The following is a 325-nucleotide window of genomic DNA, read 5'->3' on the forward strand; positions in this document are numbered from 1 at the left end:
AGGCCAAAGAATATACATTGCTGTCTCGTAGTATGTCGGATCAACTTAATGGTTCTGCGCGAGTCAGGATAAGCCAAGGAGATCCGGTTGTTTATTGGGTCGAAGCACCGCAAGCGCCTGGGTATTGGGTAAGAGTACCGCTTAGCGGACTCAGTGAAACAAAAATGGAGTTTTTAGTTTTTTACCTCTCCAGTATTGGTTTTTTAAGTGTGTTAGGGGGGTGGCTTTTTGCTAGGCATCTAAACAAACCGCTAAAATCGCTACAAATTGCAGCTAGTCGAGTAGGCGTAGGAGACTTTTCAACACGCCTTGTCGAAGAAGGGTC

General features: G+C 45.5%; 1 protein-coding gene. It reads left to right on the forward strand.

The genetic code is table 11. From position 1 onward, the window contains the following. On the forward strand, positions 1-325 hold a 325-nt coding region (locus CWC11_RS21700), incomplete at both ends, for a HAMP domain-containing protein (protein ID WP_138684237.1).

Source organism: Pseudoalteromonas sp. S3178, from assembly GCF_005886985.1.
GTDB classification, from domain to species: Bacteria; Pseudomonadota; Gammaproteobacteria; order Enterobacterales; family Alteromonadaceae; genus Pseudoalteromonas; species Pseudoalteromonas carrageenovora.